Here is a 17,498-nt window from a genome sequence, read left to right as displayed (position 1 = left end):
TTCCCGTGATAGGCGCAGGGGCGCGTGAGGTCAAACGGGGCCCAGCCCCTGCTCGGCCGACGCTGCGGCATCCTTGCGGGCGAGGCGGTATCCGACGCGAATCCAGATGGCGAGCAACAGACTCGTCAATATCAGCACCGGCCAGGGGCCGAAGGCGAAAATCAGCGGCATGGCCGCCGCCGTGAACAAGCCGCCGCCGACGATGGGCGCAAAAAAGAGCTGCTTGTAGCCAAAATTCTCAAGCCCGCCCGAACGGTTTTCCGGGTCGGCGATGCGGAAGAGCATCAAGCCGCTCACCGTCATGCCCATCGCCTGACCGAAATGCGGAATGCCTTGCGCGAACCAGTCCGGCCCCAGCATGCGCGGCGCGAGCACCAGAAGCGCAAAGACATTCCAGGCAATGCCGCCTAGCGCCAGCCAGACGAAGGGACCGAGATTTTCGTGAATCGCCGACAGCGACAGCGTCGCCAGCGCCGCGACGATCAGGATGTCGAGGGCGGCGCCCGAAATGCGGTTGACCAGCGCGCGGTCGACGAGGCCCATGCCGATATAGCGGCTGACGACGATCTGCACCGCGACGCCGCCGAGCATCGCCAGCGGAAAGAGCGGCAGATAGGCAAGTACCGTCGTGCCGCCCTCGCCGCCCCATGTGCTTTCTTCCAGCAAGATCAACAATCTGTGCAGACCCCAGCCGATGGCGATGGCGAGCGCGAAGAGCCCCAGATGCAGCGACATCGGATCGATGGGCTGGGCGGCGTCGGTGGTCGCGGGGCGCGCGGCGAGCTGTTCGGTCGTGTCGGCCGGCGGGTCGGGGTGAAGTGCGGGCGTCGGCGCGCGGATGCCGGACGGATCGACGAGGCCGCGGCGTGCCGCCCAGTTGATCAGCACAAGGCCGATCAGCACCGAACCGACAAGGCCGATGGTCGCAAGGCCGAGCGCGAGATCGGTGCCGGCGGCGAAATCGACATGCTCGAAAGTGGGGCCGAGGCCGGCCGCCGTGCCGTGACCGCCCTCGAAGGAAATCTCGATCAGCGCGCCGGCAACGGGCGGCGTTGCGTAGAAAGGCGTCAGCAGCGCGACGACAAGGCCGATGCCGACGACATATTGTCCCCAGGCGATGGCCTGGCCATAGGCGATGACGGGGCCGGCGCGGCGCCAGATCTGGCCGGGGCCCGGAATGATCTTGCCGAGAAAAAGTCCTGCAAAAACAACGTTGATCAGCAGCGCCGGAAGTTCGCGCCAGATGCCGTAGACGTCTTCGGGAACAAGCGAACCGAAGCGCGTTTCGCCGTCGAAAATCGCGCCGGCGACTTCAGGGCCCGCGAACATCAGAATAAAGCCGGCGATCACCGAGCCCGGAATGAAAAGCCGCGCGAGAACGGCGAGACGCCAGCGCAGATATTTCGAAACGATCAGCATCACCCAGACGATGGCGAGCGCGGCCGAGATCGTTCCGAAGTCGGTCAACATCAGGAAAGCTCGTCGGCGGTGAGGGCGAAAAGGCTTTCGGCGCCCGAGGTTGCAGGGCCCAGCAGGCCGTGGGCGCCGGGCAGGATGTTGGCGGCGTAGAAGCCCGCCAGCGCGAGACGCGCGCTGTCCGCGGTTTTCAGCGCGGCTTGCGCGAGATAGTGGCCGCCGGCGACCGTGCCGAAGAGGCGCAAATACGGCGAGGCGCCGGCGAGGCTGTCATTGGGCGCCGATTTCACGCGGACGAGCATCCAGGCGGTCGCCTTGTCGAGCGCGTCGAGGGCGTCGTCGAGCGCGGCGCCGACCGCGCCCAGCGTCTTCACGTTCGAACGGCGCGCCGCTTCCGCCGTCTCGCGCATTTCAGCGATAAAGCCTTGTGCCACCGAGCCATTTTCGAGCGGCAGTTTTCGCGATACGAGGTCGATGGCCTGAATGCCGTTGGTGCCTTCGTAGATCGGCAGGATGCGCGCGTCGCGAAAGAATTGCGCAGCGCCGGTTTCCTCGATGAAGCCCATGCCGCCGTGAATTTGCACGCCGAGCGAGGCGACCTCGCAACCGATGTCGGTCGAGAAGGATTTCGCAATCGGCGTCAACAGATCGGCGCGGGCTTGCGCGGCGGCGCGGATTTCCGCGGTTTCGCCGGCATGGGCGGTGTCGATGGCGACGCCGGTTGCGTAGCAGATGGCGCGGGCGGCGGCGGTCGAGGATTTCATCGTCATCAACATGCGGCGAATGTCCGGGTGTTCGACGATCGGCGCCATGTCGCCGGGTGCGAGGGTGGAGCCTAAAGGCCTGCCCTGCTTGCGTTCTTTCGCGTAAGCCAGTGCGTGCTGATAAGCCGCTTCGGCGACTGCGACGCCTTGTGTGCCGACCAGCAGACGGGCGTTGTTCATCATCGTGAACATGCAGGCAAGGCCGCGATTCTCCTCGCCGATCAGCGTGCCGACGGCGCCGCCTCTTTCGCCGAAGGACATGACGCAGGTGGGGCTGCCATGAATGCCGAGTTTTTCTTCCAGCCCAATGCAATGGGCATCGTTGCGCGCGCCGAGCGAACCGTCTGCATTCACAAGGAATTTCGGCACGAGGAAGAGAGATATCCCCTTCGTGCCGGCCGGCGCGTCGGGCAGGCGCGCGAGCACGAGATGGACGATGTTGTCCGTCATGTCGTGATCGCCATAGGTGATGAAGATCTTGGTGCCGGTGATGCGGTAGGTGCCGTCGCCTTGCGGAACGGCTTTTGTTTTCAAGGCGTTGAGATCGGAACCGGCTTGCGGTTCCGTCAAATTCATCGTGCCGGTCCATTCACCGGAGATGAGTTTGGCGAGGTAGAGCTTCTTCTGTTCCTCGGTGCCATGCGCGGTCAGCGCCTCGATGGCGCCTTGCGAGAGAATGGGGCAAAGCCCGAAGGACATGCAGGCGGCATTCCACATTTCCTGCATCGCGACGGCGAGCGACACGGGGAGACCCTGACCGCCGTAATCGGGCGTCGCGGCGAGGCTGCCCCAGCCGCCTTCGACCCATTGGCGATAGGCGGCGGCGAAGCCGGAAGGCACTGTGGCGCCTGACTTTTCGAGCTTCGCGCCTTCGGCGTCGCCCGAGCGGTTGAGCGGCGCCAGCACCTCGGCGGCGAGCCTGGCCCCCTCCTCCATCACCGCTTCGACAAGCTCCGGCGAGAGATCGGCAAAGGGGCCCTTGCCCGCCAGCGCCGAAAGGCCGGCGACTTCGTTCAAGGCGAAAGCCATGTCGCGGACGGGCGGGCGGTAGGTCATGGGGGCTCCTCGGAAGGCGGAAAGTGACGGAACGGCGTGGCTTTTCGGCCTTTTACTGTATTCTCCGCCGCAACGGTACCGTTCAGACAGGTAGTTTCATGGCCGATTGCGTCGAGGCGAACGCAGCGAATATCGCGGCTGCGGGCGCGGCGATCCGCGCGGGGCGGCTTGTCGCCTTCCCGACCGAGACGGTTTACGGGCTCGGCGCGGATGCGAGCGACGACAAGGCGGTGGCGCGCATTTTCGCGGCCAAGGGACGGCCGCGCTTCAACCCGCTCATTGTGCATGTGGCTACCTCGCAAGTTTCTGAAAAACATGGGCTATTTACCGAGGAGGCGCGGAAGCTGGCGGCTGCCTTCTGGCCGGGCGGGCTGACGCTGGTGCTGCCGCGGCGCGCGGACACGCCGCTGTCGCTGCTGGTGAGCGCCGGGCTCGACACGGTGGCGCTTCGCGTTCCCGCCCACGAGATCGCGCAGGCGCTTCTGAAAGCCGCAGAAAGGCCGATTGCCGCGCCTTCCGCCAACCGCTCGGGACGGGTCAGCCCGACGCGGGCCGCGCATGTGATGGCGGAGCTTGGAGATGCCGAAACGCTGGCCATGGTGCTGGACGGGGGGCCTTGCCGGCTCGGACTCGAGTCGACCGTGATCGGATTTCCTCAAGGAATTCCGACACTTCTGCGGCCGGGGGCGGTGGCGCGGGACGACATCGAAAAGGTGCTGGGGCGGCGGCTGGCGGAGGCCGATGCGGGTTCGGGCGAGGAAGGCCGCGCCTCGCCGGGGCAGCTTGAGAGCCACTACGCGCCGGGGTCGCCGCTCCGGCTGAACGCGACGGAAGCGGGCAAGGATGAGGTGCTGCTCGCCTTCGGGCCGGACGCGCCGGATGCGAAAACCTCAATGAATCTATCGACTTCCGGCGACCTGACCGAAGCGGCGGCCAACCTCTTTGCGATGCTCAGGGCGCTCGACGCGGAGGCGCGCGGACGGACCATCGCGGTGATGCCGGTGCCCGATAAGGGGCTTGGCGAGGCGATCAACGACCGGCTGAAAAGAGCAGCCGCGCCAAGGGGTTAGCGTTCGGAAATCAGCAAGGTCGGGACGCCGTGGGTCGGCTTGCGGATGGTGGCGACTTCGGTGCCGGGCTTGCGGCCCTTGCGGACTTCCGAGACGTCGAGACCGGCTTTTGCGAGGCGCGCGACGGCGGCGGCGATGTCCGGCACTTTCCAGGCAACCCCCCAGAATCGTTCGGCTTTTGGCGCTTTTTCCTTGTCGAGCGGCTCGACAATTTCGAGCGTCAACCCGCCGGCGCGGAAGAAAAGCTGGCGGACGCCCCATTCCGGTTTCGTGTGGTCAAGCGCCAGACGGATGCCGAATTTTCCGCCGAAGAGCGATTTCGTCGCCTCCGCATCGGGCGTCAGCACCACGGCATGGTCGCAGGCGGCGACGGCCTCGGCCTCGGAAACGCCGTCCGAAAGCGGCGCGGGCGGCAGCGCGTCGTCCGGCCCAAGGTGTTGAATTGCAAAGAGAAAAAGGCCGTTCGTCGCCTCGCGCGGGAACATGACGGTGCGCCAGCGGCGCGTCGCGCCCGACCGATCGTCCGTACCCGAACCATCCATCGGCTGGGTGCCGGCCAGCCCGCGCGCGGCGAAGGCGGCATGGGCCGCGTCCGCATCGGCGAGACCCAACGCCAGCCCGAAAATGCCCTCGCCCGCCTTGTCGAGATGGGCGTTGAGGGCGTCCGCCGTCGGCCCCTCGGCGACGGGGGCGAGCAGCTCCACATAGGTATTTGCGAGGCGGTACAAGACATTAGCCGAGCCCATGCCGGGATGGGTACCGCGCCATGAGGGCGCGCGGCCGAAGATTGCCGTGTAGGTTTTCTCGGCTTCCGCCAGATCGCGGACCGCGACGATGAGGTGATCGACGGCAGTGACTTCGCTTGTATGCGGGCTCATTTGTGACAGTTCTCCGGTGCTGACCGCCGCGCACTCTAGAGCCTGTCGAATGTCGCCGCCAGCACCGTAAAAACGCAGCGGGATTTGCACTTATCCCGCATATCGCCGTAGCGACTGTCATCGTTCTGTCAAAAAACTGTCACAAACGGGGTTATCCCCGGCGGACTTTTCGTTCGTGTACGGAGGAGTGAGGGAGTTATCCCCGATTCTGCCCGTCGCGCGGCCTCCCCCTCACCCTTCCCACCTGCGCGCCAGCGGCGCTTCGGCGGGCCCCTTCCCTCTCCCCCATGGGGAGAGGGAGGCGTGAAAGGTGAAAATAATTTATCCCCGGATTTGGGGGGATGCCGAAAAGGGAATCACGCGGCGGCGCGGAAGAGGTTTTATGGCGCTTCCGCCTTCGTTCCTTGCGCAGGTCGCACCGGAGCGTGTTTGGCACAAAATTAAAAACAAAAACAAGAGTGTCACCCCGGCGAAAGCCGGGGTCCACTCGCAGCGCCTCTTGCCGCAGCTTTTGTAATTGTACGATGGCGCAGACGCCGAGCACCGCCCGCACTTGCTGAGGGAACCAATGGGCCCCGGCTTTCGCCGGGGTGACACCTGCTTTTGGGATTTCGCTGGAGCGACACCTGTTTTTGGGTTTTCGCCGGGGTGACACTTCTATTTATGTCGACGCCCGTGCGCACCTACACAGCCGCCGTCGCCCCCGCCCTCACACTACCTTCCCCGGATTGAGGATGCCTTTGGGGTCGAGGGTCTTTTTCAGCATACGCATCAATTCGATTTCGACGGGCGATTTGGTGGCGGCGATTTCGTCGCGCTTCAAGCGGCCGACGCCGTGTTCGGCGCTGATGGAGCCGCCCATCTGCCTCACGATCCCGTGCACCAGCGCGTTCATGTCGTTCCAGCGGGCGAGGAAGGCGGCTTTGTCCGCACCGATGGGCTGGCTCAGGTTGAAATGGACATTGCCGTCGCCGATGTGACCGAAGGCGACGGTGCGGATGCCCGGCATCGCGGCTTCGACGGCGCGCGTCGCGGCGGCGATGAAGTCGCCCATGCGCGAGACCGGCACCGAGACGTCGTGCTTGATGCTGCCGCCTTCGAGGCGCTGCACGTCGGAGAGCGTTTCGCGCAGACGCCAGAAATCGGCGCGCTGTTTTTCGGAACGCGCCAGCGCCGCGTCGGTCAGCAATCCCTGTTCGAGCCCTTCGGCGAGCACCGCCTCGAGCGTCGCGTCGAGGCCGGCGGTGGCGCTGCCGGCGCTCATTTCGATCAGCACGTACCAGGGCGCGGGATCGGGCAGCGGATCGGCCGCGCCTTCGATGTGCCGCGTCACGAATTCGAGGCCGATGCGCGGCACCAGCTCGAAGGCGGTCACCATGCCACCCGAGACATTGTCGGCGACGCGCAGAAGCTTCACCGCCGATGCGGGATCGGGCACGGCGGCGAAGGCGGTGGCGATGGATTGCGGGCGCGGAAAAAGTTTCAGCACCGCGCCGGTAATGATGCCGAGCGTGCCTTCGGAGCCGAGGAAGAGCTGCTTCAGGTCGTAGCCGGTGTTGTCCTTGCGCAGACCGCGCATGCCGTCCCAGATGTCGCCGTTCGCCAGCACCACTTCGAGGCCGAGCACGAGGTCGCGCGCATTGCCGTAGCGCAGGACCGCCGTGCCGCCGGCATTGGTCGACAGATTGCCGCCGATCTGGCATGTGCCTTCCGAGGCGAGGCTCAGCGGGAAGAGGCGGCCGGCTTCCCCGGCCGCGGCCTGCGCGGCGGCAAGCGTGACGCCGGCATCGAGTGCGAGTGTGTTGTTTTCGGCGTCGAGGGCGCGGATGCGGTTCATGCGCTCCAGCGACAGCACGACCTCGTTGCCCGCCTCATGCGGGATCTGGCCGCCGACAAGGCCGGTGTTGCCGCCCTGGGGAACGATGGCCGTTCCTGTCTCGTGGGCGATTTTCAGTAGCGCCGAAACTTCCTGCGTCGAGGCGGGCCTGAGCACCGCCGCCGCGCGGCCGACATATAGTTCGCGGCGCTCGGCGAGATAGGGCGCGACGTCGTGGCCCTCGACAACGCCCTTCGCGCCGACGACGGCTTGCATGCGGGCGAGTGTTTCGGGCGTGGGTTTCATTTGAATATCACAACAAACACGATGTCACCCCGGCGAAAGCCGGGATGACACTTATATGTTAGTCGACGCTCATGCGCACCCTCACACCCGCTTGTGGGCGCGGGCGCCTTGGTGGAGCCAGCGGGCGCGGTCGGCGGTGTCGCTGCCGAGGAAGTGATATGTCTGGGGCAGCGTCATGCCCGGGGCGGTGCCGAGGAAGAGTTCGGCGTCGACGGCCTGGAGCGGCACGCGCTTGGCGCCGCCGGCGATCACCGCATAGTCGGGCGCCGGGTGGCTCGTCGCGACGAGGCGGCCCTCTTCCACCGTCACCTCGATCGTTTCCATCGTGTTGGCGTAGCGGCCTTCGTAGCGCGCGGGATCGGCGATGAAGGCTTCATCGACCGGCGGCAATTCGGGCGGCGCGATGCCGGCTGCTTCGGTGAAGACTTCGCGGATCAGGCTGTCGGCCATCGCCTTGCCGTTGCCGCCATTGGTGAGGAGGCAGAAGGCGGTGCGGCTCGCCGGGTGATAGCGCAACCACGCCGCCTGACCGATGGTCGAGCCGTCATGGCCGAAGACCTCGTATTTGCCGTCGCCGTCCCAGTCCCACATGAAGGCGGCGAGGCCGATGGCGTCGATGTTCATGCGGCGCGGGCAGACGATGTTGGCCGTTTGCATCGCGGCGACGCTTTCGGGCGACAAGAGCCGCGTGCCGTCCGCCGCGGCGCCGCCGGCCATCAGCATCCGCGCGAAGGCGACGACGTCGCGCGCCATCGCCATCGGCGTCGAGCCGACCGGGGCGTTCGACTGCGCCAGATAGACGATCGGCGTCACGAAGAGCTTGCCGGGCTGGCCGAGATGACCGATCGCCGTCCGATAGCGCATGGCCTGTTCGGGCAGGGTCGAGAAGGCGGGCGTGGCGAGCGGTTTGGCGATGCGCGCGCGGACCGCCTTGTCCCAGATGCGGCCGTCGGCGACCTCGATCATGCGGCCGGCGGCGACAAAGCCGGTGTTGCAATAGGAAAACATTTCGCCGCGGCCATGCACCTGTCCGAGCGCCGCCATCAGGCCGACGAATTTTTCGACGCGGTCCTCGCCGCGCCCGGCATCCTTGAAATAATCGCCCTCGATGCCGCTTCGATGCGCGAGCAGGTCGCGCAAGGTGACTTCGGCGGCGACCGCTTCGTCTTTCACGCGGAAATCCGGCAGCGTGGCGCGCACGGGCACGTCGAGCGCGAGCTTGCCTTCCTCGACAAGCTGCAGGCAGAGCGTGGATGTGTAGAGCTTGGTGATGGAGCCTATCTGGAAGAGCGTTTGGGGCGTGACCGGCACCTGCGTTTCGAGATTGCAGACGCCGGTGGCGGCTTCCGCCAGCGTGTCGCCCGCCCACACCGCCAGCGACGCGCCCGGCACGCCGCATTGGCGCGTCAACGTGTCGAGCAAGTCTTGCAGGCGCGCGGGGGAAAGAGGCATGGCGCTTCAATCGGCGCTTCTGGCCAGCGCGCTGCCGATAGGCAGGTTTTGCGCGGGCACGATCAGCACCTTGTCGATGCGGGGGCCGTCCATGTCGACGACTTCGAAGCGGTAACCGTTCCAGCCGAAATAGTCGCCTTCACGCGGCAGGCGGCCGAACCAGTTGAACATCACGCCGGCCAGCGTGTTGACCTCGCCGCTTTCGTCGCCGGGGAGCTTGGCGAGTTTCAGCAGGCGGCGCACTTCATCCACCGAGACGACGCCGTCGATGATGTAGGAGCCGTCGTCGCGGATGGCGACGGCCGCGTTGACGTTTGCCGCGTGGTCGGAAATGTCGCCGATCATCGCGAAGAAGATTTCCGACATGGTGATGGTGCCGACGACATCGGCATATTCGTCGATGACGAAGGCCATGAACATGTTTTCGGACTGGAGAATGCTCAGCGCCTTCAGCACGCTTGCGGTGCGCGGGATGTAGAGCGGCGGCGACATGCGCGAGAGCAATTCGTCGTTCGACTTCGGATGGAGGAAAAGCTCTTCCAGCCGGACCATGCCGACGAAAGGCCCGTTGGCGCCCTGGCGGACGGGATAGCGCATGTTGTGGTGCTGGCGGATCAGCGCGAGATTGTGCTCGACGGGCTCGGTCGTATCGAGCCAGACAAGCTGGACGCGCGGCGTCATGACCTCGCTGACGCGGGTGTCGCCCAGACGGAAGACGCGGTTGACGATGTCGCGCTCGACGCTTTCGATGGCGCCGGCGGCGGCGCCCTCCTCGATCAGATGCTTGATCTCGTCTTCGGTGACTTGCGGCGCCTCGCGGCCGGCAATGCCGTAGAGCTTCAACACCCAGTCGGTCGAATGCGAAAGGAAGGTGACGGCCGGCGCGAGCAGGCGCGCGAAGCCGCGCATCGGCCGGGCGACGGCGGCGGCGATGCCTTCGGGGTTCGAAAGCGCGATGCGCTTGGGGACCAGCTCGCCGAGGATCAGCGTCAGATAGGTCAGCACGATGACGACGAAGCCGAAGGCGACGGGCTCGGCCCAGGGGCCGATCCAGGGCCAGTCGACCATGACGCTCGAAATCGGCCCGGCCAGCACCGCGCCGCCGAAAGCGCCGGTGAAGACGCCGACCAGCGTGATGCCGATCTGCACCGAGGAGAGGAAGCGGCCGGGCTCGGCCTGGAGCTTCAGCGCCGATTCGACCGGGGCTGTGGCGGCGCCCGCCTGCTTGCGCGCGCCCAGAAGCGCCTGCAGGCGCTGGCGCCGCGCCGAAACGAGCGCCATCTCGGACATCGAAAAAAACCCGTTCACGAGGATCATGACGAGCAGGATGACGATGTTCGAAAGCATGATGTCCCCGGGGGCTGGAAGGCGAGTATAGGCGAGAGCGGGCGCGAGCGCGACGGGGTAGCGCGGGCGGGCGGAAGGGGGCAGGATCGGCGGCTTTCTCAACCGGGCGGGAGAAGGCACATGCCTCATGGGGATAACGAATCGGGGGTGCGGACGGCGCGGGCGGGCGACGGGCCGGCGCTGGCGGCGCTGTGGGCGGCTTGCGGGCTGACGCGGCCCTGGAACGACCCGGCGCAGGACTTTGCCTTCGCGCTGGCGGGGCCGGCCTCGACGGTGCTGGCGATCGAACGGGAGGGGCGCATCGTGGCGTCGGCGATGGTCGGCCATGACGGGCACCGGGGGGCGGTCTACTACGTCGCGGCCGATCCGGCGATGCGGGGGCAGGGCCTCGGGCGCGCGGTCATGGCGGCGGCGGAGCGCTGGCTCGCCGAACGGGGCGTGTGGAAGCTCAACCTGATGGTGCGGCGGGGCAACGAAGGGGCGTTGGGGTTTTATGCCGGGCTCGGCTATGCGCAGGACGAGGTTGTCGTGATGTCGAAGCGGCTGACGTGAGGGAAGGTTTTGGCACGCGGAGCCGCACGGGACTTCAAAACAATCCCATCTGGCGCGTGTCCTTTGCGGGCTTTTTCGCGCGGGGCTTTTCGGGGGGCGGTTCGGCGGTTTTGACGACGGGGTCGAGGAGGCCTGGGTCGTCGTTCGCCACGCGGTTGATCCGTGTGCTGACGGGCTGGGCGTCGAGGAGGTCGGCCGGCGCGGGGCGCATGAGGGCTTGCAGTTCTTTCGGCGGGGTGGCCGGGTCGAGCCACTTCTCCCAGTCCTTCTGGTCGAGGATCACCGGCATGCGGTGATGGACGGGGCTGAGCGTTTCGTTGGCTTCGCAGGTGACGACGGCGCAGGAGTCGATTTCGCTGCCGTCGGCGGGCATCCAGTTGTCCCAGAGGGCGGCCATGGCGAAAGGCGCGCGGTCGACACGGCGGATCACATAGGGCTGCTTGGGGCCTTTGCCTTCTGCCTTCCATTCGTAGAAACCGTCGGCGGGCATCAACGCGCGGCGGTGGCGGAAGGAACCGCGGAAGCTCGGCTTTTCGGCGATGGTTTCGGCCCGCGCGTTGATCAGCAGCGATTGCGGCATTTCCTTCGCCCAGGACGGCACGAGACCCCAGCGGACCAGCATGAAGCGGCGCTTGCCGCCGTCGAGAATAACGATGGGCACCGGCTGGGTCGGCGCGATGTTGTGGCGGGGCGGGAAATTGGGCTTCTCGAACCAGTCGAAAAGCTGCCGCATCGCCTCCGGCGCCGAGGTGATCATGTAGCGTCCGCACATGGGACGAGGATAGCATGGAAGGCGACAGGCCGGGCTGTTACGTTGTAACATCCGTCCGACAGAGGAGACGACATGGCGGCGCGCGCGGCGGTCCACGCCCATACATCGCACAACCACCGGGCCTGCATCGACGATGCACTGGCGACGGCGCGGGCGCTGTGCACCGCGCGGGGCGTGCAACTGACACCGCTGCGCGAGAAGGTGTTGCAGATCGTCTGGCGCAGCCACAAGCCGATGGGCGCCTATGAGGTGCTGGACGAGCTGGCGCGCAGCCACAAATCGGCACGGCCGCCGACCGTCTACCGGGCGCTCGACTTCCTGATGGCGGAGGGCCTCATCCACAAGATCGAATCGCTGAACGCCTATCTTGGCTGCATCGAGGCCGGCGCCCCGCATTCGGGCCAGTTCCTGATCTGCCGGAAATGCGGCGCGACCGAGGAAATCGTCGATCCGCGGCTCGAAACGGCGCTCGAAGCGGCGGCGGCCCGGGCGCATTTCCGGCCCGAGCGCAAGGTGGTCGAGATTTCGGGGCTATGCGCGCGCTGCGGAAAATAGGCCGTCGTTGAAGCTTGGCCGCCTTCGGATAAGATCGCCGCTCGTTTCGCATCCCCTCCCCGGAGTTCGCGCGCCCATGATCCGCCAGACAATCCAGATTCTCGTCCTGACGCTGCTGGCGGCCGGGCCCGCGCCCGCGCAATCGGCCAAGTTCGAGCCCGGTACGCGCTCGGGCCCCTTCGTCGCGACCGACAAGTCGCTGACCGACCTCCTGGGCGAGGGCTACCGCATCCGCGGCAATCTGGGCACGGCGCTGATCCTGCAAAAGGAGGCGTCGGTTTTTTCCTGCCAGGTGCCGCCGGACCCCGAGGCGCTCGACTTCAAACCCTATTTCGTCTGCGCCGAGCTCAGCGAGCTGCCGCGCGCGCCCGAAGTGGAAGCGCCGAAGCCCCGAACGGGTAATTGACCGGCGCCGCCTCTCCGACTGCCATCCGCATCGAAAAACAGAAACCAGAACAGGGAGAAATCTCATGGCCTACAAACCCTTCGACCTCTCGGGCAAGGTCGCACTCATCACCGGCGGCAATGGCGGCATCGGCCTCGGCATGGCCGACGCCATCGCGCAATCGGGCGCCGACGTCGCGATCTGGGGCACCAACGAGGACAAGAACAAGCGCGCCGCCGAACAGCTTCGCGCGCATGGCGTGAAGGTCTATGCGCGGAAGGTGGACGTGTCCGACGAGAAGCAGGTCGTCGACGGCATCGGCGCGACGGTGAAGGATCTCGGACGCATCGACGCGGTGTTCGCCAATGCCGGCGTCGGCTTCGGCGCGCCTTCCTTTATCGGCATGACGACCGAAACCTATCGCAAGACGCTGGCGGTCAATCTCGACGGCGTGTTCTTCACGCTGCGCGAGGCGGCGCGGCACATGGTCGATCGCGCCAAGGCGGGCGATGCCGGCGGCTCGCTGGTGGGGATTGCAAGCCTTGCGGCGATCGAGGGCGCGGCGCGCAACGAGGCCTATGCGGCGACCAAGGGCGGCGTCATTTCGATGATCAAGAGCGTCGCGGTCGAACATGCGCGCTATGGCATGCGGGCCAACGCCATCCTGCCGGGCTGGATCGCCACCGACATGACGGCGCAGGCGCAGGCCGCGCCGGCCTTTGCCGAAAAGGTGATCCCGCGCGTGCCGGCGCGGCGCTGGGGCGAGCCGGAGGATTTCGGCGGCGTCGCGGTCTATCTGACCTCGGATGCTTCGTCCTATCATTCGGGCGATACATTTGTGGTCGATGGCGGCTACGCGATTTTCTGAGGACAGATGACGGACAAGCGGAACGGCACCACGGAAGAGATCGACCGGCGGCTGATCCTGATGGCGCGCACGGTGGTGGTGCTGTTCCGGCAGTTCGAACAGATCGCGCGGGAAATGGACATCACCATCCCGCAATACCGCTTCCTGCTGTTCCTGAAGCGCGGGCCGAAGCGGGCCGGCGAGTTGGCGGTGGAAGCCGCGATCCGCAAACCGACCGCTTCGGGCCTGATCGCCGACATGGAAAAGCGCGGATTGATCGAACGCGCGCCCGACAAGGATGACGGGCGCTCGATCCGGCTGACGCTGACGAAGAAAGGCCTCACGAAACACCGCGAATTCGAGGAGGCGCTGGCGCGCTACCTGCCGTCGCTGGTGGAGGAAGGGGACGCGGAGCGAATGCTCGAGGCGTTTACCGAGCTTGCCTATATCATCGACAGCAAACGCGAAGGCGCGGGGCCGCTGGAGGTGGAGGAGTAGAGGGAGGAGAACCAATGAGCCTCGATCTCAATCCGGTTTCGGTGTCGGACTATCGGGAGCTGGCGCGCAAACGGCTGCCGACGCAGTTGTTCGACTATATCGACGGCGGCTCCTATGCGGAGGCGACGCTCGGCGACAATGTGGCGGCGTTCGGGCGGCTGAAACTCCGGCAGCGCGTGCTGCGCGACGTTTCCGCCATCGACACGGGCACCGCGATTTTCGGCGAACGCTGGAAAATTCCGGCGGCGCTGGCGCCGGTCGGTTTTGCGGGTATGTATGCAAGGCGCGGCGAGGTGCAGGCGGCGAAGGCGGCCGAAAGTTTCGGCGTGCCGTTCACGCTCTCGACGGTCGGCATCTGTTCGATCGAGGAAGTGGCCAAGGCGACGAGCGCGCCTTTCTGGTTCCAGCTTTATGTCATCAAGGATCGCGGCTATGCGCGCGCGCTGATGCAACGCGCGCATGAGGCGGGCTGTCCGGTGCTGGTGTTCACGGTCGATCTGGCTGTGCTGGGGGCGCGCTACCGCGACACGCGCAACGGCATGAACGTCGCCATGTCGCTCGGCAAGCGGTTGAAGGTCGCCGCCGATTTCGCGCGGCGGGTGCATTGGCTCCGCGATGTGGCGCTGGGCGGCAAACCGCTCGACTTCGGAAACTTGCGCGAGGCGGTGCCGGATGCGCGCGGCTTCGGCGAATTCGGGATGTGGGTCGCGCAGAATCTCGATCCGGCGATGACCTGGAAAGACCTCGAATGGGTGCGGGCCAACTGGCCGGGGAAAATCGTCATCAAGGGGGTGATGGACGCCGAGGATGCACGCATGGCGATGGCGGAAGTGGCGCCGGAAGGGATCGTCGTTTCCAATCATGGCGGGCGGCAGCTCGACGGGACGCCGGCGACGCTCGACGCGCTGCCGGCGATCCGCGAGGCGGTGGGCGACGCCACGACGGTGCTGCTCGATGGCGGCATCCGCAGCGGGCTCGACATCGTGAAGGCGGTGGCGCAGGGGGCCGACGCCTGCCTGCTGGGCCGCGCCTGGGCCTTTGCGCTGGCGGCGCGCGGCGAGGCGGGCGTGAAAGCGATGCTCGGCACGATGCGCAGCGAAATGAATGTCGCCATGGCGCTGACCGGACACACCAAGGTTTCGGAGATCGGACGCGAAACGATTGCCGGCTAATCGTTGCGGATATCCGGCTGACGGAAGGCCGGATCGACAACCGCTTCGACATCGGACGCTTTTCGGCGCCTGCCCTTTCCATCGACATAAGCGACCGCGATTTTTTCGCCGGTCGATTTCGCGCGCAGCGTCAGCGGCAGCTTTTTGCCGCCGAGATATTTGTCGCCCCATTGCGTCATCGCCATGAAAGGGAGCGCCAGCGCCTGTCCCATTTCGGTCAATGGATATTCGACGCGGGTGCGCTGGCCCGCCTCGCGGTAGTTGCGGCGCTTGACGATGCCGCTTTCGACAAGACCGGCGAGCCGGTTGCTCAGCACCGTGCGCGGGATGTCGAGATCGGCCTGGAAATCGTCGAAGCGGCGGACGCCGTGGAGCGCCGAACGCAGGATCAGCAGCGTCCAGCGGTCGCCGATCAGCTCGAAGCTGCGCGACAGGTTGCAGTCGGCGGCGGCGACCGGTGAGCGGCGGATGGGGGGCTTTTCCTTCATGGCCGCAGCCTATCTGAGTTGTATATCCGTATCCAGCCTGTCAGGATGCCCGGATCACAGTCCATAAAATGGATGCAGCGGGAGGGCGAATGACGGTGCGCGATCTCAAACAGGACGATGCGCTTGAGGATTTCACGCCGCGCGCGGTGACGCTCAACGGCGCGACCAGGACCGTGCATGTGGCGGGCGCCGGCCCGGCGGTGATCGTGATGACCGAGATGCCCGGCATCAGCCCGCATGTGGCGCGGTTTGCGCGCTGGGTGCGCGATGCGGGCTTTACGATCTACATGCCGTCGCTGTTCGGCCGGGACGGCGCCGTGCCGATGGCGGAGGAAGGCGCGGCGGTGTTCCAGCGCGCCTGCATCAGCGCCGAGTTCCGCGCGCTGGGCGGCGGCGGATCGAGCCCGGTGACGCAATGGCTGATGGCGCTGGCGCGGATGGCGCATGACGAATGCGGGGGGCCCGGCACCGGCGCGATCGGCATGTGCTTCACGGGGAATTTCGCGCTGACGATGATGCTCGAGCCTGCGGTGCTGGCGCCGGTGCTGTCGCAGCCGTCGCTGCCGCTCGACCAACCGGCGGGGCTTGAAATCGCGCCCGAGGAAATCGCGGCGGTCCGGGCGCGGCTCGAACGCGACGACCTGACGGTGCTCGCCTATCGCTTTGCCGGCGACAAGATCTGCCGGGCGGAGCGGTTTGCGGCTTATGCGGAGGCGCTCGGCGACCGCTTCATCGGACGTGTGCTGCCGGACACGGCAGCGAACACGGATGTCGCGCCCTTCTTCGCCCGGCATGTCAACTATCCGCACAGCGTGGTGACGCAACACCTGATCGACGAGGCGGGAGAACCGACGATGGCGGCGCGCGACGAGATACTGGCGTTCTTCAAGCAGCGGCTTGCCGTGACGTGAGCCCCCCTACTCCGCCTTCACGATGCGGATCAGTTCGCCGTTGGGGGCGTCGGTGAGGAGGTAGAGGGCGCCGTCGGGGCCCTGGCGCACGTCGCGGATGCGTTTGCCGAGATCGGCGAGCAGAACTTCCTCGCCCGCGACCTTGTCGCCGTCGAACGTCAGGCGGTAGAGGCCGGGGAGCGCGAGGCCGCCAACGAATAGATTGCCTTTCCATTCGGGGATCGCGTCGCCGGTATAAAACGTCATGCCGGAGACGCCGATCGACGGCGTCCAGTGATGGACCGGGTCTTCCATGCCGGGCGCCGACTTCTTGCCGCTGCCGACGGGCGTGAAATTGTAATTGAGGCCGTGGGAGACGACCGGCCAGCCGTAGTTCTTGCCGGCTTCGGGGATGTTCAATTCGTCGCCGCCGCGCGGCCCGTGCTCGTTGGTCCAGAGGTTGCCGGTTTCGGGATGGAGCGCCGCGCCCTGCTGGTTGCGGTGGCCGTAGGACCAGATTTCGGGGAGCGCATCGTCGCGGCCGACGAAGGGATTGTCTTCCGGCACCGAACCGTCGGGGAAAATGCGCACCACCTTGCCGAGATGCGAGTCGAGATCCTGCGCCTGAGTGCGAAGGTTCGCCTTCGAGCGTTCGCCCAGCGCGATGAAGAGATGGCCTTCGCGGTCGAAGACGAGGCGCGATCCGAAATGCAGGTTGCTGTCTACCTTCGGCCGCTGGCGGAAGACGACTTCGACGTCCTGCAGTTGCGGCGACATGCTTTCGGTGAGATGGCCGCGCACCACCGCGGTGCCGTTCAACCGGCCTTCGCCCTTCTCGGCGTAGCTCAGATAGATCAAACGGTTTTCCGCGAAGTCCGGATCGAGCGCGACATCGAGAAGTCCGCCCTGCCCTTGCGCCACGACTTCCGGCACGCCGTAGATCGCGTCGGACACCCGGCCTTCGGGCGTCACGATGCGCAGAAAGCCCGGCCGCTCGGTGACGAGGAAATTGCCGTCGGGCAGGAAGGCGAGACCCCAGGGACGGTTGAGGCCGGCGGCGAGCGTCTCGACGCGGATTTCCGTTTCTTCGGTCGCGTAAGTCTTGTCGAGCGCGAAAGCGGGCGCGGCGAGCGTGGCGGCAAGAGTGAGGGCGAAAGCGGGGCGGAAGATCATGCGTCACCTTTTTCCGGGGCGGATTTCGGGAGAGATTTACCCGCCTACGCGACCAAAGTAA

Annotated in this window: 17 protein-coding genes; 8 read left to right on the top strand and 9 right to left on the bottom strand. The window is 66.3% G+C overall.

Translation table 11 applies throughout. The annotated features are described in order from the left end of the window. Positions 1-30 precede the first annotated feature (30 nt). Positions 31-1,470 (bottom strand): sodium/glutamate symporter, encoded by a 1,440-nt coding sequence (locus KF719_RS14380; RefSeq protein ID WP_293509440.1) that lies wholly within the window; start codon positions 1,468-1,470, stop codon positions 31-33. Next, on the bottom strand, positions 1,470-3,236 hold the full coding sequence (locus KF719_RS14375) for an acyl-CoA dehydrogenase (protein ID WP_293509439.1): 1,767 nt from the start codon (positions 3,234-3,236) through the stop codon (positions 1,470-1,472). The genes KF719_RS14380 and KF719_RS14375 overlap by 1 nt, the downstream gene beginning before the upstream one ends. 98 nt (positions 3,237-3,334) lie before the next feature. On the opposite strand from KF719_RS14375, the gene KF719_RS14370 reads away from it, so the two are divergent. After that, entirely contained in the window at positions 3,335-4,306 is a 972-nt protein-coding gene (locus tag KF719_RS14370; RefSeq protein ID WP_293510665.1) for an L-threonylcarbamoyladenylate synthase, read from the top strand. Here the strand turns inward: KF719_RS14370 and KF719_RS14365 are convergent. From KF719_RS14365 to KF719_RS14350, 4 genes are all read right to left on the bottom strand, one after another. Then, positions 4,303-5,184 (bottom strand): VOC family protein, encoded by an 882-nt coding sequence (locus tag KF719_RS14365; RefSeq protein WP_293509438.1) that lies wholly within the window; start codon positions 5,182-5,184, stop codon positions 4,303-4,305. The two genes, KF719_RS14370 and KF719_RS14365, sit on opposite strands and share 4 nt — an antisense overlap. A gap of 709 nt (positions 5,185-5,893) precedes the next feature. Continuing rightward, positions 5,894-7,306 (bottom strand): FAD-binding oxidoreductase, encoded by a 1,413-nt coding sequence (locus tag KF719_RS14360; protein ID WP_293509437.1) that lies wholly within the window; start codon positions 7,304-7,306, stop codon positions 5,894-5,896. Between the two features lie 81 nt (positions 7,307-7,387). Next, positions 7,388-8,758: a serine hydrolase domain-containing protein gene (locus KF719_RS14355; protein WP_293509436.1), complete on the bottom strand. Its 1,371-nt coding sequence runs from the start codon at positions 8,756-8,758 to the stop codon at positions 7,388-7,390. Between the two features lie 6 nt (positions 8,759-8,764). Then, positions 8,765-10,105 carry a hemolysin family protein gene (locus KF719_RS14350; RefSeq protein ID WP_293509434.1) on the bottom strand — a complete coding sequence of 447 codons (1,341 nt, stop codon included), beginning with the start codon at positions 10,103-10,105 and terminating at the stop codon, positions 8,765-8,767. Positions 10,106-10,225: 120 nt separating this feature from the next. Between KF719_RS14350 and KF719_RS14345 the strand changes: the two genes are divergently transcribed. Then, positions 10,226-10,657 carry a GNAT family acetyltransferase gene (locus KF719_RS14345; protein WP_293509432.1) on the top strand — a complete coding sequence of 144 codons (432 nt, stop codon included), beginning with the start codon at positions 10,226-10,228 and terminating at the stop codon, positions 10,655-10,657. Between the two features lie 34 nt (positions 10,658-10,691). Here KF719_RS14345 and KF719_RS14340 read toward each other — a convergent pair whose 3' ends face one another. Next, complete coding sequence (locus KF719_RS14340) at positions 10,692-11,429, bottom strand: SOS response-associated peptidase (RefSeq protein WP_293509430.1); 738 nt, start codon at positions 11,427-11,429, stop codon at positions 10,692-10,694. 72 nt (positions 11,430-11,501) lie between these two features. Here KF719_RS14340 and KF719_RS14335 point away from each other — a divergent pair, with 72 nt between their 5' ends. From KF719_RS14335 to KF719_RS14315, 5 genes are all read left to right on the top strand, one after another. Then, on the top strand, positions 11,502-11,984 hold the full coding sequence (locus KF719_RS14335; RefSeq protein ID WP_293509428.1) for a Fur family transcriptional regulator: 483 nt from the start codon (positions 11,502-11,504) through the stop codon (positions 11,982-11,984). Positions 11,985-12,060: 76 nt separating this feature from the next. Next, positions 12,061-12,390 (top strand): hypothetical protein, encoded by a 330-nt coding sequence (locus KF719_RS14330; RefSeq protein WP_293509426.1) that lies wholly within the window; start codon positions 12,061-12,063, stop codon positions 12,388-12,390. A 64-nt stretch (positions 12,391-12,454) separates the two neighbouring features. Next, positions 12,455-13,237, top strand: coding sequence for an SDR family oxidoreductase (locus KF719_RS14325; protein WP_293509424.1), 783 nt, complete (start codon positions 12,455-12,457; stop codon positions 13,235-13,237). 6 nt (positions 13,238-13,243) lie between these two features. Further along, complete coding sequence (locus KF719_RS14320) at positions 13,244-13,714, top strand: MarR family transcriptional regulator (RefSeq protein WP_293509422.1); 471 nt, start codon at positions 13,244-13,246, stop codon at positions 13,712-13,714. A gap of 14 nt (positions 13,715-13,728) precedes the next feature. Continuing rightward, positions 13,729-14,886 carry an L-lactate dehydrogenase gene (locus tag KF719_RS14315; RefSeq protein WP_293509420.1) on the top strand — a complete coding sequence of 386 codons (1,158 nt, stop codon included), beginning with the start codon at positions 13,729-13,731 and terminating at the stop codon, positions 14,884-14,886. Here KF719_RS14315 and KF719_RS14310 read toward each other — a convergent pair. Then, complete coding sequence (locus KF719_RS14310) at positions 14,883-15,374, bottom strand: helix-turn-helix domain-containing protein (protein ID WP_293509418.1); 492 nt, start codon at positions 15,372-15,374, stop codon at positions 14,883-14,885. The two genes, KF719_RS14315 and KF719_RS14310, sit on opposite strands and share 4 nt — an antisense overlap. Before the next feature lie 89 nt (positions 15,375-15,463). On the opposite strand from KF719_RS14310, the gene KF719_RS14305 reads away from it, so the two are divergent. Continuing rightward, positions 15,464-16,285 (top strand): dienelactone hydrolase family protein, encoded by an 822-nt coding sequence (locus KF719_RS14305; RefSeq protein ID WP_293509416.1) that lies wholly within the window; start codon positions 15,464-15,466, stop codon positions 16,283-16,285. Between the two features lie 6 nt (positions 16,286-16,291). Here KF719_RS14305 and KF719_RS14300 read toward each other — a convergent pair whose 3' ends face one another. Beyond that, entirely contained in the window at positions 16,292-17,437 is a 1,146-nt protein-coding gene (locus tag KF719_RS14300) for a PQQ-dependent sugar dehydrogenase (RefSeq protein WP_293509414.1), read from the bottom strand. Between the last annotated feature and the right edge of the window lie 61 nt (positions 17,438-17,498).

It is taken from the genome of Parvibaculum sp. (assembly GCF_019635935.1).
Taxonomy (GTDB): domain Bacteria; phylum Pseudomonadota; class Alphaproteobacteria; order Parvibaculales; family Parvibaculaceae; genus Parvibaculum.
Note: the sequence above shows the minus strand (reverse complement) of the source record. Positions and strands in the feature narration are given on the sequence as shown.

Excerpts from the sequence above, each read along its gene's own strand:
- KF719_RS14330 (WP_293509426.1), top strand. The coding sequence starts at position 12,061 with ATGATCCGCCAGACAATCCAGATTCTCGTCCTGACGCTGCTGGCGGCC.
- KF719_RS14365 (WP_293509438.1), bottom strand. The coding sequence starts at position 5,184 with ATGAGCCCGCATACAAGCGAAGTCACTGCCGTCGATCACCTCATCGTC.
- KF719_RS14340 (WP_293509430.1), bottom strand. The coding sequence starts at position 11,429 with ATGTGCGGACGCTACATGATCACCTCGGCGCCGGAGGCGATGCGGCAG.
- KF719_RS14310 (WP_293509418.1), bottom strand. The coding sequence starts at position 15,374 with ATGAAGGAAAAGCCCCCCATCCGCCGCTCACCGGTCGCCGCCGCCGAC.
- KF719_RS14355 (WP_293509436.1), bottom strand. The coding sequence starts at position 8,758 with ATGCCTCTTTCCCCCGCGCGCCTGCAAGACTTGCTCGACACGTTGACG.
- KF719_RS14345 (WP_293509432.1), top strand. The coding sequence starts at position 10,226 with ATGCCTCATGGGGATAACGAATCGGGGGTGCGGACGGCGCGGGCGGGC.
- KF719_RS14335 (WP_293509428.1), top strand. The coding sequence starts at position 11,502 with ATGGCGGCGCGCGCGGCGGTCCACGCCCATACATCGCACAACCACCGG.
- KF719_RS14315 (WP_293509420.1), top strand. The coding sequence starts at position 13,729 with ATGAGCCTCGATCTCAATCCGGTTTCGGTGTCGGACTATCGGGAGCTG.
- KF719_RS14320 (WP_293509422.1), top strand. The coding sequence starts at position 13,244 with ATGACGGACAAGCGGAACGGCACCACGGAAGAGATCGACCGGCGGCTG.
- KF719_RS14305 (WP_293509416.1), top strand. The coding sequence starts at position 15,464 with ATGACGGTGCGCGATCTCAAACAGGACGATGCGCTTGAGGATTTCACG.
- KF719_RS14300 (WP_293509414.1), bottom strand. The coding sequence starts at position 17,437 with ATGATCTTCCGCCCCGCTTTCGCCCTCACTCTTGCCGCCACGCTCGCC.
- KF719_RS14360 (WP_293509437.1), bottom strand. The coding sequence starts at position 7,306 with ATGAAACCCACGCCCGAAACACTCGCCCGCATGCAAGCCGTCGTCGGC.
- KF719_RS14325 (WP_293509424.1), top strand. The coding sequence starts at position 12,455 with ATGGCCTACAAACCCTTCGACCTCTCGGGCAAGGTCGCACTCATCACC.
- KF719_RS14350 (WP_293509434.1), bottom strand. The coding sequence starts at position 10,105 with ATGCTTTCGAACATCGTCATCCTGCTCGTCATGATCCTCGTGAACGGG.
- KF719_RS14375 (WP_293509439.1), bottom strand. The coding sequence starts at position 3,236 with ATGACCTACCGCCCGCCCGTCCGCGACATGGCTTTCGCCTTGAACGAA.
- KF719_RS14370 (WP_293510665.1), top strand. The coding sequence starts at position 3,335 with ATGGCCGATTGCGTCGAGGCGAACGCAGCGAATATCGCGGCTGCGGGC.
- KF719_RS14380 (WP_293509440.1), bottom strand. The coding sequence starts at position 1,470 with ATGTTGACCGACTTCGGAACGATCTCGGCCGCGCTCGCCATCGTCTGG.